Source organism: Hydrogenophaga sp. NH-16 (genome assembly GCF_004006415.1).
In the GTDB taxonomy this organism is placed as follows: domain Bacteria; phylum Pseudomonadota; class Gammaproteobacteria; order Burkholderiales; family Burkholderiaceae_C; genus Hydrogenophaga; species Hydrogenophaga pseudoflava.
In genome coordinates this window covers 3,691,042-3,703,520 of the sequence record NZ_CP029344.1, presented here as the reverse complement: position 1 = coordinate 3,703,520, position 12,479 = coordinate 3,691,042, and the positions used below count along the sequence as shown (strand labels likewise).

The window sequence follows — 12,479 nt, the reverse complement described above, 5'->3', positions numbered from 1 at the left end:
TTCAGGGCATCGCCGAGCCGCCATTGGGGCCCAGCACCTGCCCGGTGTAGAAGCGCGAGAGGTCACTGGCGAGGAAGAGCACGCTGTCGGCGATCTCCTCCGGTGCACCGAGCCGGTGCTGCGGGATCGCCAGCTCTTTCTCCACCCATTCGGCGCTCATGTGTTCGAGCGAGACCATGGCGGTGGCCACCGGGCCGGGCGCGACCGCGTTGGCGCGGATCTGCTGCGGCGCGAACTCGCGCGCCAGCGATTTGGTGAGGCCGATCACGCCGGCCTTGGCCGCGCAATACGGCGCGTAGCGCTCGCGGCCGAGGATGCCGAGGTCGGACGCGATGTTGACGATGGCGCCACCGCCGCGCGCGAGCATGCCGGGGATGACCGCACGGCAGACCAGGAACACGGCCTTGAGGTCCACCGCCAGCATCCGGTCCCAGTCGGCCTCGGTGGTCTCCAGAAAGGGCTTCTCCTGAATGATGCCGGCGTTGTTCACCAGCACGTCCACGGCGCCCACGGCGTCGGCCATGCGCTGCACCGCGGCGGCGTCGCTCACGTCGGCCTCGACGGCCTGCGCATGGCCGCCGGCCAAGACGATCTCGCGCACCACGGCGTCGGCCGCGTCCACCTGCCCGAGGTGGTTGACCCAGACCGTGGCGCCGGCCTGCGCCAGGCGCAGTGCCGTCGCGCGGCCGATGCCGGTGGCGGCGCCAGTCACCAGCGCGGTGCGGCCCCGAAGCGACAGCGCGACCGTCACAGCATCACCTCACCGTGGCTTGGACACAGGCACTGGCCGGTGAGCGCCGCCGACCCGTCGCTGGCCAGGAAGAGAAAACTGCCGGCCAGATCGTCCGGCGTGAGCATGACCGGCACGGCCTGGCGCGACAGGATCTCGCGTTCCACCTCGGCTTCGCTGCAGCCCCGCTCCAGTGCCATGGCCGCGAGCGATCGCATGGCGGCGTCTGTGCGCACCCAGCCGGGGCAGACCGCGTTGACGCGGATGCCGCGCGGGCCCAGTTCCAGCGCCAGCGAGCGCGTGAGGCCCACGATGGCGTGCTTGCTGGCGCTGTAGGCCGAGAAGCCGGCCACGCCGATGCGGCCCCAGATGGACGACTGGTGGATCACGCTGGCGCCGCGCGGCAACACTGGCAACAGCGCGCGCGTGAGCCGCCACATGCCGCTGACGTTGTTGTCCAGCAGCGCGGTCCAGCGGGCGTTGGCGTCGTCGGCACCGTCGTCGACGGGCGTCGGGTATTCGGTGCCGGCGTTGTGGACCAGCACGTCGAGCCGGCCGAAGCATTCGGCCACCTGCGCGGCGACGGCGGCCACCGCGGCATCGCTGCCCAGCTCGCACACGGCGCTGTGCACCCGGTGGCTGTGCAGGGACTCGACCAGTGCATCCAGCGCCGCCGCCTCACGGTCCACCAGCAACAGCCGCGCGCCCTGCGCCGCGAACGCGCGCGCCAGCGCCCGACCGATGCCCCCGGCCGCGCCGGTGAGCAACACGGTGCGGTCCTCCAGGCCGTAGCGGACGGTCATACCGCGGTGAGGAAGGACACGCCCACGGCACCGATGAAGCCGTCGGCGCGGTGCGGGGTGCCGGGTGGCAGCACCTGGCCGTAGTCTTTGGCCAGCACGCGGGTGACGCGGTGGCGGTGGTAGGCGCGCAGCAGCTCGCCCACGGTCACCACCTGCGGGCTTTTGTCGGCATACAGCTGCTGGTGCAGCGCGGGCAGCTGGTACCAGGGCGCGACGGGGCGTTCGTGGTGCGCGTTGTGGAAGCCGAAGTTCAGCCACACCAGGTTGAGCCACTTGGCATGAAGGCCCACCACGTCGCTGTAGGTGTTGGCCTGCTCGTAGGCGCGGTCGCGCACCTTGTCCTGCGGAATCGGCTTGTCGTCCAGGATGGGGTAGGCGTCGTAGGTGTGCTGAAAACAGTCGGCAAAGCGCAGCAGGTGCACGAACAGCCCGTAGGCCAGTGCGTACAGCGCCAGCGCCTTGAGCGACCACCACGCGAGCAGCGCCCAGGCCGAGAGCCGCACCACGGCCACGCCGAGGATGCGGCCGCGCGCCGCCTTCTTGCGCTCGTCCATGAAGGGCAGGGCGATGACGAAACCGCGCATCACGAACTCCACCGCCGGGATGTGCAGCCACTCCAGCGCCAGCACCACGCGCCGCACCAGCGGGTGCGCGCGCAGGAAGGCCTGGTGGTCGAAGGTGATGACATCGGCGCGCTCGACGTGGTGCCGCATGTGCTTGCGGCGCAGGTCGTCGAAGCTGGCGTAGGCGCTGCCGTTGATCCAGCTCATGGCCACGCCCCAGCGCTCGTTGGCCTGCGGCGTGCGGAAGATGGCCTGGTGGGCGAACTCGTGGATGAAGTAGGCCGACCAGGTGAGGGTGAGCGCGACCAGCAGCACGCCGGTGGCATTCAGCCACCAGGCGCTCTGGCCGAGCATCCAGATCCCTGCGGGCCAGCCCAGCACGGTCACCGCAAGGGCGAGCGTGTTGGGCAGCGCGCCGTCGGCGTGCCGGAACAGGGCGGGCATGGCGCGCACCCCGCTTACTTGACCAGCGCCTTGACCAGCGAAGCGTCGAAGGTGGCCTCGGTGGCCGGGATGGCGCTGATCTGGCCCTTGGCCTTGAGCAGCTGGCCGATGACTTCACCGCTGGCGTAGTAGGAGGTGGTTTCCTTGGCCGGCAGGAAGGCCTTGGGCATCTCGGCCAGCGGGATGTTGTAGACGCCGCTCATCTGTTCCTTGGCTTCCTTGGCCGAGACACCCATGAACTTGCCGATGATCTTGGCGGCCTCGTCGGGCTTGGCCTTCATGTAGGCCATGCCGTCGAGGTAGGCCTTGATGAGGCCGCTGATCTCGGTCGGCTTGGCCTTGATGACCTTGTCGTCGAACACCAGCACGTCGGCGATCAGGCCGGGCGCGTCCTTGGACGAGAACACCACCTTGAACTTCTTGCCGCCGCCCTGGCCCAGCACCTGCGACAGGCTGGGCTCGTAGGTCACGCCGATCGGGAGCTGGCCCGAGGCCATCGCGGCGGGCACGGCTTCGGGGGTCATGCTGACGGGGCTGATGTCCTTCTCGCCCAGGCCGTTGATCTTGAGCGCGTAGGACAGCAGGAAGTCGCTCGGCGAGAGCGGGTTGTAGCCCACCTTCTTGCCCTTGAAGTCCTTGACCGACTGGATGGACGCGTCGGCCACGATGGCGTCGCCGCCGTTGGAGTAATCGATGGGCATGACCACCTTCATGGCCTTGCCGGCCGCCACCTGGCCGACCACCTGGTCGTAGGTCAGCATGCCGCCGTCCACAGCGCCCGAGGCGATGGCGGGCGGGATCAGCGCCGGGTCGGTGAAGACCTGCAGCGAGACCTTGAGGTTGTACTTCTTGAACAGGTCCAGCGACTCGGCCACGTAGAACGGGCCGTAGCCGATCCACACCACGGTGGCGATCTTCATGTTGGTGGGGGCGGCCATCGCGGCCGCGGTGGCCAGCGAGAGCGCCACGCCCAGTGCGGGCTTGAACAGCCGGCCGAACAGGGACGACGAAGGGGTGGACGCTGCGGGAGAGGAGAAGAGACCAGCCAGTTTCATGTGAAGCTCCATGTGGTGTGGGACGGGCGCAGGAGAGACGATCTGATGTCGTTCTCCCGGGCTTTTGTCCCTCCGTGGAGCCTGCGATGAGGCCGGCCCACTCTCGGACCAGACCCTGCGCTGCCGCAGACGGAACCCTAGTGGACCTACGCACGAGCCGCTGCAACCACCGGTCACAGACCGCTCATCCATGCTGATACCCCCCAATGCATGGAGCGTGCCAGGGTTGGCGGGGCCTTTGAACGCGCTCGGCGCACCAAAGCGCGTCAGAAACCGGGCGCTTCGGCCCGGCGGTGAACAGACTTGGTGCGCCGGACCCTGGCGCACCGGGTGGCGCTCAGTCGTCGCCCAGGTCCTTGCCGTGGCTGCTGCGCCAGATGGCGCGCACCAGCCACAGGCCGCCGGCAAACGCGCTGGCAAAGCCGATGAAGCCGAACGCCGGCAAGCCGAACAGGGTCGGGCCACCCTGCACCGTCATCACGATCGAGGAGCCGACGATGAGCGCGGCAATGATCAGCGCCATCGCCAGCCGGTTGGCCGCGCGGTCGATCTGGTCGCCCACCCGCTTGAGGTGCGCAATGTCGATGCCCACGTGCACCTTGCCGCGGCGCGCATTGCGCAGCAGCCGCGTGACGTCGTCGGGCAGCTGCTCGGCCACCGAGAGCACCCGGCGCAGCGTCTTCCAGGCCCGCGTGGCCATGGCCTTGGGCTGGTAGCGCGCGCGCACCACCTGCTTGAGCAGGGGCAGCGCCTCGCTGGTCATGTGGAAGGCCGGGTCCAGCCCGCGGCCCATGCCTTCGAGCGTGATGAAGGCCTTGATCAGCAGCGCCAGGTCGGACGGCAGGCCCAGCTGGTGGCCGCGCAGGATGCCCGTCACGTCGCCCAGCATCTGGCCCAGGTTGAGCTCCGCCAGTGGCGCGCCGTGGTACTGGTCGACGAAGGTCTCGATCTCGGTTTCCAGCGAGGACAGGTTGGCGGTGTGGGCATCGCCCGCCCAGTCCAGCAGCACGTCGGCCACGGTGCGCGGGTCGCGCTCGACCAGGCCCATCAGCAGCTGCAGCAGCTCCTCGCGGCGGCGCGCCGAGAGGCGGCCGACCATGCCGAAGTCGATGAAGGCGATGCGGTTGTCCGGCAGGTAGAACACGTTGCCGGGGTGCGGGTCGGCGTGAAACAGACCGTCCTGCACGATCTGCTTGAGCACCGCCTGGGCGCCGCGGCGCGCCAGCAGGGCGCGGTCCAGCCCGGTTTCGTCGAGCTGGGCCAGCTCGTGGCCCGCGATGCCCTGGACGAAGTCCTGCACGTTCACGCGCGCGCGGGTGAAGTCCCAGTGCACCCTGGGCACCACGATCCAGGGCAGGCCGGCCATGTTGGTGGCGATGCGCTCGGCGTTGCGGCACTCACTGGCCAGGTCCAGCTCGCGGCGCAGCGACTGCGCCAGCTCGCGCACCAGCTGCTGCGGGCGGTAGGGCTTGAGAGCGGGCAGCTCGGCCTCGGCCAGCGCCGCCAGGCGGCCCATCAGCCGCAGGTCGGCCTCGATGGTGCGGTCGATGCCCGGGCGGCGGATCTTGACCACCACCTCGGTGCCGTCGTGCAGCTGCGCGCGGTGCACCTGGGCGATGGAGGCCGCGGCCAGCGGCTCGGTGTCGAAGCGCGCGAACACCGCCTCGGGCTCGTCGCCCAGGTCTTCGCGCAGCTGCGGCCGCAGATCGTCCAGCGGCAGGCCGGGCACGTTGCTGTGCAGCTTCTCGAACTCGGCGATGTACTCGGGGCCGAACAGATCGGCGCGCCCGGCGAGGATCTGGCCGAGCTTGACGAAGGTGGGCCCCAGCTCTTCGAGCACCAGGCGCAGCTGCACCGGCGGCTCCAGTTTTGCGAGGTCGGCCGCGTGCTCCCAGCGCAGCGCATGGCCGGCGCGCTCCAGCCGGTCGGCCAGGCCGAGCCGGCGCACGCTGTCGCCAAAGCCGTGGCGGATGAGCACGCCCAGGATCTGGTTGAGGCGGCCCATGTCGCGGGCCGAGCCCAAAGTTTCGATCAGCATGCGGCGATCATAGGGCGGAGGTGGCCCACTGTCGCTCACCGCAACGCCAGCGACGCCCGCTTCCACGCCGCATCGGGCCAGCGGCTGAACGGGCCCAGGGCTTCGGCGTCGAAGGCGGTGCGTTCGGGCGTCAGCGTGGCCACCTTCACCACCTCGAAGCGGCGGATGGTCTTGCCCTCGGCCAGGGCCTCGCGCGCCACCAGCATCCGCCGGCCGCCGGGCTCCCAGCCGGCGAACTCGGCGTAGCCGATGCCGGGCTGCAGCGCGGCCGGCGGCAGCACCTGCACGCCCCAGCCGCCCGCGTCCTTTTTGAACACCCACAGCTCGCGCCAGCCGTCCACCGGCTGCACCGCCAGCGCGAGCGCCGTGCCTTCGCGGTTGGGCGCGGCCGAGGCGGCCCAGACCTGGCCCCAGCTGCAGCGCTCGGCCAGCGCGGGGGCGTCGGCCCTGGCCTTCGGGTCGCGCAGCAACACGCAGGTCTGGCCGTCGTCGGCGCGGCGGGTGGCGACTGTGAGCCGTCCCGATGCGGGCCCGGCCGGCGCAGCGGCCCAGCGCACGGCGTTCACGCGCACGGCGGCGGCGTGGAAACGGGTCAGGTCGTCGTCGACCAGCTCGGCCTTCTCGATGCGGCCGATGGCGTCGATGGCCTGCTGCGCGGCGCTGCGTGCCCGGTTGGCCTGGTCGCGCTGGGCGCGGGCGTAGGCGATGCGGCTCCAGACCTCGGCCTGGCGCGTGGCGATGCGGGCGCGCCAGTGGGGCGCGAGCGCCGGTGCGTCGGCGTGGGCCAGCAGGTCGGCCAGGTCTTCGTCCAGCGCCTCGCGGTCGGCGAGGCGGGCCGGCTGTTCCACGCACTCGGCGCGGGTCAGGGCCAGGGCGGCGCGGGCCCTCTGTTCGGCGCTGGCGGCGGGCAAGACCAGCAGGCGGCGCCAGGCATCGCCCTCGTAACAGATGGTCATGCGGCCATCCTGCTCTCTGGTCGTCAGTTCGACACCATGGCGGCGCGCCACGTCCAGATGCGCCGTCAGCAGCGGGTCATCGGAGCGGCGGGCCCCGGCCGTGGCGCGTTCGGCCAGGCGCTCGGCCTGGCGGCCGATGGCGTCCATCACGGCCGCGCCGGGCGGCCCCTGCAGCGCTGCCGCGGGCAGGGCCTGGATGGTGGCGGCGGCCAGCGCCAGGCCCAGCGGCTCGGCGCCCGGCTGCTCGCTCACGAAGCCCAGCAGGGCCAGCAGCTGCGGCGCTTCGGCGGCGTCGCCGCCCACGCGCATCAGCTGGGTGGCGCGCACATAGCCGCCGCGTTCGCGGTGGTGGTCCCAGACCTGCAGGAAGTCGCCCCGGGCGCCGCGGATCTCCAGCGCCTCGCCGCGCCAGAGCAGGGTCTGGCTGGCGGCGCTCTCGCTCGGGGCGGCACGCAAGGCGACCTTGTCGCGCGTCACCAGGCCGACGGCAGTGGCCGGCGCGGACGCGGTGGTGGTGGCGGCGCGCGCCGTGGCGGTGTAGAGCGTGGCGGCCAGCGCGATGGCCAGGGTGCCGGCCCAGAGGTAGCGCGCCCAGCGGGTTTTGGGTCCGAGGTCCATCTCATTGCTCCCCGTGGTCGTCGAACCGTTCGGTGTCGCGCGGCGCGGCGGCGACATTGCCCAGCAGGTGGTTGCCGATGAAGCCGCCGCTGCTGGGCGGCGCGATGATGACCTGCACCTTGTCGCTCAGGCGGTCGGCCATGGTCTTCTGGATCAGCAGCGGGTGCCTGGTGATGAGCGCACCTTCCATCGCCATCTGTTCGGCGTTGACCTTGCCGATGTTCCTGAGGCGGTAGGCCTCGGCATCGGCCAGCTTCTGGCGCGCTTCGGCCTCGCCCTCGGCCTCGATGCGGCGCGCCTGGGCCGCGCCCTCGGCCTGCTTCACGCGCGAGACGCGCGCGGCCTCGGCTTCCAGCTGTCGCTGTTCGATCTGGCGCTGCTTGAGCGGCAGCACGTGTTTCATCGCCTCTTCCTGCGCCTTGGCCGCGATCACCTGCTCGCGCGCCGCGGCCTCGGCCGCGACCTCGCGCCGCGCCTTCTCGGCGGCGGCGGTGAGTTCACTTTCCTTCACCTGCTTCTCGCGCAGCTCCAGCGTGTAGCGCATCTTCTCGGCCGACAGGCCTTCGGTCAGCAGCACCTCCATACCGCGGCGGTAGTCCTCGGGCAGGTCGATCTGGCCGATGTGCACCGAGCGCAGCAGCAGGCCGTCGGTTTTCAGGCGCTCGCGGATCTGGGTTTCGATGTCCTGCTCGATCTGCGCGCGCTGCGAGGAGAAGATCTCGCGCACCGTGTGGCGTGCGACGATCTTGTAGACCGTGGCCTGCACGGCGGGCTCGATGATCTGGCCGTCGATGTCCTTCGGGTAGCTCAGCGCCTTCGCGCCGCCGATGCGCGAGGGGTCGATGGCGTAGCGCACCCGCAGGTCCATGCCGATGGACAGGCCTTCCACCGTCTGGGCTGGCGCGGCGCCGTCGGCGGTGGCCATGGCCGCCGCGGTCCAGCTGCGGTCCTGCAGCGAGAGGGTGGCGAGCTGGTGCAGGCCGGGCCAGACCCAGACCGGGCCTTCGCGCCAGACGCTGGTCTCGCCCGTCAGGTTGTTGGTGCGCACCGCCAGGTGGCCGGGCTCCAGCGGCTGCACCGGCGGGTGCTTCACCAGCACCCAGCCGGCGCCCGCGGCGATGGCGGCGGTGCCCAGGGTGAGCAGCACGGGGCGCAGGCCGACGCTGGGCATGGGGCGCATGGGGCGCACCGGGGGTGCGGAGGCCTCGTCGCCCTCTTCGGAGGCGGCGGCGCGGTCCCCGCGCAGCCATTGCGCCAGCGCCAGGCGGGTGGAACGGTTGAGGGTCTTGAGTCGGTGCAGCATGGGGTCCTCCGGGTGTTGTGGCTGGCGTTCCCAACCGCGGGTTCGCCATGCCCTGCATCGTTCCCAAGGCGCGCGGAAGTCTCAATGCGGTCGGCGGGCGGGTTTGCCACCGGCCCCGGAAGAAACACTCACAGGGGCCCATCCCGGGGCGCTTCGATAATCGGCCCATGCCCACCGTTGCCGTGATCGAAGACGACCGCCCCACCAGCGACCAGCTGGCCGGCTGGATCCAGGCCGCCCGCCCCGAACTGACCGTGCACCAGTGGTTCGACCGCGACAGCGCCGAGGCCGCGCTGGCGCGCGAGCGCTACGAGCTGGTGGTGCTGGACATCGAGCTGGGCCGCGAGCGGCACGCGGGCGTGGCCATCATCAACACCATCAACAAGCTGCACCAGGGCACGCCGGTGCTGGTGGTCTCGGCCATGCCGGCCGCCATCTACCGCAGCATCATGAAGGCGCTGGACGCCTGGGACTACCTGCAGAAGACCACCTTCGACGAGGCCGAATTCGTCGAGACCTTTCTGGACATCCTGCGCAGCGCGCGCTCGCAGAGGGGCGCTGAACCGGTGGCCGCGGTGGACGACGAACTGAGCCTGGACCCGCTGTGGCAGCGCTCGCCCACCTGGCGCGGCCAGCGCATCAACCTGCCGCTGACGGCCCAGCGCATCCTGGCCGTGCTGGTGCAGCACAAGGGCCAGACGGTGAGCTACGAGGACCTGTTCGAGGTGGTCAAGAGCGGACGCAACCGCGACAACGTGCGCAAGCACGTGAGCGCGATCCGCGACGCGTTCCGCGACCTCGACCCGGGCTTCGACGCCATTGAAAACGTGCCGATGCGCGGCTTCCGCTGGTCACGGCCGTGAAGTTCGGCCCGCTGGACCTGCCCTCGCTGCCGGCGCTCACGCTGCCGCGGCTGCCGCTGGCGGCGTTCCGGCGGCGCATCGTGTTCCACGGCGTGTTCCTGCTGCTGGCGTTGGCGGTGGTGGGGCTGGCGCTGACGCTGCTGGCCGAGGAGAAGCAGCGCGCGCGGGCGCGCTACGAGGCGGGCTTCCGGCAGACGCTCTCCACCCTGGCCGCGCAGCTGCGCCACCCCACCGGGCAGCTGGCGCTGATCAACGCCGACGCGGTGGCGCCTTCGGACGCGGGGCTCTCGCCGGTGGTGCTGCCGTTCTCGGCGCTCGACTACTCCGACCCGTTCAAGGCGCGGCAGGCGGTGGAAATGAGCGGCTGCGCGGTGCACTGGCCGAACGACGGCGGGCAGCTGTGTGTGGGTGTGGGCAACAGCGCCTACGCGGGCGGCGTGGTCTACCTGGTGGCCGACCTGGTGCTGCCACCGGCGGTGGCGCGCGAGAAGGGCACGCTGGAGCTGGACCCGGTGAGCCACGCGGTGATCCGCGCCGAGACCGCCGCCGGCACCGAGCGCTGGGTCGCGCCCTTCGAGGCACCGGGCGACGCACCGGCCGACCTGGGCGACGGCGGCCTGCGCGGCCGCATCACCGGCTTCGCGGGCGAGGGCACGCTGCTGGTCAAGGGCTCGCGGCCGGTGCGCGACTTCCGCGGCTGGCTCTGGCAGGAGGCCGGCTGCGCGGTGCCGGGCCAGGCCCTGCCGGACTGCGCGCGCCGCAGCCTGCTCTCGCTGCGGGTGCCGGTGGAGGCCTGGCGCAAGGCGCTGTTTGCCAAGGGGCCGCGCACCTGGCCGCCGGCCGATCTGGCGCAGACGCGGCTGCACCTGCAGTGGGTAGCGCCAGGGGGGCAGGTGCTGTTCGACAGCGCGCGGCCGGGCGCGGAGCGGGCGTTTTCGCTGCAGCAGCTGGCGGGCACGCTGTCCGAGGGCGAGGTGTTGCGCATCGAGCGCCTGGGCGGCACCGCGCCGCAGCTGGTGACGCAGCTGCGCGGCCAGGCGCAGGGCGAGGGCGTGGCCGCGCCCTGGCTCACGCGCCTGATCCTGCGGCTGCCCTCCAGCGACACCCGCACGCAGGTCACGGCCCGCGAGACCGTGAGCACCTCCAGCGGCCGCTACCAGCTGAGCCTGAGCGGCGAGCTCGCGAGCGTGGACCGCAGCCTGAGCGCGACCGCCACTCGCATGAGCGGCTTTGTCGGCGCGATGCTCGCCGCCATCTTCCTGGCCTGGCTGGTGATCGAGCTGGGCCTGATCCGGCCGGTGGCGCTGCTGACCCAGCGCGCGGCGGCGCTGAACTACAACATGCAGGACCCGCAGGTCGAGCGGCGGCTGGGCGATCTGGACGTGAGCGAGTTCCGCGGACGCGACGAGATGGGCATCCTGGCCGGCTCGCTGGCGGCGCTGCTGCAGCGGGTGAAGGAGGGCGTGCGGCGCGAGCACCTGCGCAACGAGCAGGAGCGCGACATGTGGCACGCGGTGGGCCACGAGATCATGTCGCCGCTGCAGTCGCTGATGGTGCTGCACGGCGACGCGGCCGACCCCAGCCACCGCTATGTGCACCGCATGCAGCAGGCGGTGCGCGCGCTCTACGGCACGGCCTCGCCGAGCGAGGCGATCACGGCGGCGACCGTGGAAGTGGACGCGCTGGACCTGGACACCTTCCTGCACCATGTGGCCGAGAACGCGCCCTATGCCGGCATCGCCGACGTGGTCTACGCGCCGGCCGGCGCGCCGGTGTGGGTGCAGGCCGACGAACACTCGCTGGAGGACGTGGTGACCCACGTGCTGCGCAACGCCGACCGCTACCGCCCGGCCGGCACGCCGGTCACGCTGGCGCTGTCGGGCCTGGGCGAGGCGATGGTGGCGCTGGAGATCCACAACACCGGCCCGGCGATTCCCGAGGCGCTGCTGGACAAGATCTTCGACTACGGCGTGAGCGACGGCGCGGCCAGCGGCGCGCAGGGAGAGGGCCGCGGCCAGGGCCTGTTCGTCGCACGCACCTACATGGCCAAGATGGGTGGCACCATCACGGCCGCCAACGCCGGCGACGGCGTCACCTTCACGCTGCGCCTGCCGCGCGCCACCTCACGAACGCCCACTTCCGCATGAACCGCATCGCCGTCATCGACTTCGAGACCACCGGAACCTCGCCGAACCTGGGCGACCGCGCGACCGAGGTCGCGATCGTGATGACCGAGGGCGGGCGCGTGGTCGACCGCTTCCAGAGCCTGATGAACGCGGGCGTGCGCATCCCGTCCTTCATCACGCAGCTGACGGGCATCACGAACGCGATGGTGCAGGCCGCACCACCCGCGGCGCAGGTGATGGCCGAGGCGGCGCGCTTTGTGGGCGATGCGCCGATGGTGGCGCACAACGCGGGTTTCGACCGGCGCTACTGGCAGGCCGAGCTGGCGCACTGCGGGCTGCCTGCGGCTCAGCCGTTTGCCTGCACGGTGCTGCTCTCGCGCCGGCTCTACCCGGAGGCGCCGAGCCACAAGCTGGGGCAGCTGGTGGACTGGTTCGGCCTGCCGCGCACGGGCAAGGCGCACCGGGCGCTGGCGGATGCGGAGATGGCGACGGAGTTGCTGGGGCGCATCCGGCACGACCTGATGTTGAAGCACGGGGTGGCGCGGCCGGACCACGCTTTTCTTTGTGCCCTTCAAGCCTGTTCCAAGGCTGCTTTGCCGAAGTTCTTTGCCCGTCAGGCTTCTGTGGCGTTGGCCTGAGTCTTTTCGTTCTGTTTCTTTCGTTGCTGTTGTTCTGAGCCGGGTATGCGCATGGGCGTTCTCCGGCCCACGCTCGCGGGCTGGCTCACCTGTTCGCTGTGTTTGCTTCGTCAACAGCGCTTGTTGTTCGCCTCCGCTCGGGCAACCGCGAATGGGGGCGGCGCCCGCCCATGCGCACACCCGGCTCCAGTAGCGTGAGAGTTTGTGAAGCATGCCCGACTCCACTGCCTTCTGATGCGTTCCCGCACGCCCCTCACAGGGTGATGGCGCCGTCCGCAGGCGCAGGCCCCATTCGCGCATGCCACAGAGTTGGGCGCGCCCACCCGGTGTTCATGAAGCAAT

Annotated in this window: 10 protein-coding genes and 1 riboswitch; of the genes, 3 read left to right on the top strand and 7 right to left on the bottom strand. The window is 71.2% G+C overall.

Annotated elements, in window-relative coordinates; translation table 11 throughout:
- Position 1: 1 nt before the first annotated feature.
- The 7 genes from DD542_RS17880 to DD542_RS17850 form a co-directional block, all read right to left on the bottom strand.
- Positions 2-751, bottom strand: coding sequence for a 3-oxoacyl-ACP reductase family protein (locus tag DD542_RS17880; RefSeq protein ID WP_206610691.1), 750 nt, complete (start codon positions 749-751; stop codon positions 2-4).
- Positions 748-1,533 (bottom strand): SDR family oxidoreductase, encoded by a 786-nt coding sequence (locus DD542_RS17875; protein ID WP_127806559.1) that lies wholly within the window; start codon positions 1,531-1,533, stop codon positions 748-750. Before DD542_RS17875 ends, DD542_RS17880 begins: the two co-directional genes overlap by 4 nt.
- Positions 1,530-2,540, bottom strand: coding sequence for a fatty acid desaturase (locus DD542_RS17870; RefSeq protein WP_206610690.1), 1,011 nt, complete (start codon positions 2,538-2,540; stop codon positions 1,530-1,532). The genes DD542_RS17875 and DD542_RS17870 overlap by 4 nt, the downstream gene beginning before the upstream one ends.
- A 14-nt stretch (positions 2,541-2,554) precedes the next feature.
- Positions 2,555-3,595, bottom strand: a complete 1,041-nt coding sequence (locus DD542_RS17865; RefSeq protein WP_206610689.1) for an ABC transporter substrate-binding protein — start codon at positions 3,593-3,595, stop codon at positions 2,555-2,557.
- 51 nt (positions 3,596-3,646) lie between these two features.
- Positions 3,647-3,747: riboswitch (guanidine-I (ykkC/yxkD leader) on the bottom strand.
- Between the two features lie 185 nt (positions 3,748-3,932).
- Positions 3,933-5,633 carry an AarF/UbiB family protein gene (locus DD542_RS17860; RefSeq protein ID WP_127806557.1) on the bottom strand — a complete coding sequence of 567 codons (1,701 nt, stop codon included), beginning with the start codon at positions 5,631-5,633 and terminating at the stop codon, positions 3,933-3,935.
- Positions 5,634-5,668: 35 nt separating this feature from the next.
- Positions 5,669-7,207: a hypothetical protein gene (locus DD542_RS17855; protein ID WP_241559587.1), complete on the bottom strand. Its 1,539-nt coding sequence runs from the start codon at positions 7,205-7,207 to the stop codon at positions 5,669-5,671.
- A gap of 1 nt (position 7,208) precedes the next feature.
- Positions 7,209-8,510, bottom strand: coding sequence for an SPFH domain-containing protein (locus DD542_RS17850; RefSeq protein WP_127806556.1), 1,302 nt, complete (start codon positions 8,508-8,510; stop codon positions 7,209-7,211).
- 167 nt (positions 8,511-8,677) lie between these two features.
- Between DD542_RS17850 and DD542_RS17845 the strand changes: the two genes are divergently transcribed.
- From DD542_RS17845 to DD542_RS17835, 3 genes are read left to right on the top strand one after another with little or no spacing between them, the layout of a single operon-like run.
- Complete coding sequence (locus DD542_RS17845; protein WP_127806555.1) at positions 8,678-9,373, top strand: response regulator; 696 nt, start codon at positions 8,678-8,680, stop codon at positions 9,371-9,373.
- Complete coding sequence (locus tag DD542_RS17840; RefSeq protein WP_241559586.1) at positions 9,370-11,520, top strand: HAMP domain-containing sensor histidine kinase; 2,151 nt, start codon at positions 9,370-9,372, stop codon at positions 11,518-11,520. Before DD542_RS17845 ends, DD542_RS17840 begins: the two co-directional genes overlap by 4 nt.
- Complete coding sequence (locus DD542_RS17835; protein WP_127806554.1) at positions 11,517-12,137, top strand: 3'-5' exonuclease; 621 nt, start codon at positions 11,517-11,519, stop codon at positions 12,135-12,137. The genes DD542_RS17840 and DD542_RS17835 overlap by 4 nt, the downstream gene beginning before the upstream one ends.
- Positions 12,138-12,479 lie beyond the last annotated feature (342 nt).